General features: G+C 62.5%; 1 protein-coding gene. It reads right to left on the reverse strand.

Features of this window, described 5'->3' with window-relative positions; all coding sequences use genetic code 11:
• On the reverse strand, positions 1-226 hold a 226-nt coding region (locus ACQG3P_RS20515), incomplete at its 3' end, for a hypothetical protein (RefSeq protein WP_426806073.1).
• Between the last annotated feature and the right edge of the window lie 30 nt (positions 227-256).

Raw genomic sequence — 256 nt, forward strand, 5'->3', positions numbered from 1 at the left:
GGATGGCGCCGTCATACATCTCCACCGTCAAACGGGTTCCAGGTGCGATGCCGGCCTCGGACATCCACATGCCACGCAGTTTGATGCAGGGGATGATCGGGTCGCCGGGCTGCGGACTTTCGTCGTTGTAGATCAGCGACCCCACCAGAATCCGCTTGGGCTTATGCCAGCCGAGGTGGGGGCGAGGGGTGGAGCGGAAGGACGACTCGTTGTCATTGGAATGCATGGTGGCTCTCAGGAGAGTCTCCCTCGCCGG

The sequence above is a fragment of the Stenotrophomonas sp. SrG genome, assembly GCF_050031795.1.
Lineage (GTDB): Bacteria > Pseudomonadota > Gammaproteobacteria > Xanthomonadales > Xanthomonadaceae > Stenotrophomonas > Stenotrophomonas rhizophila_A.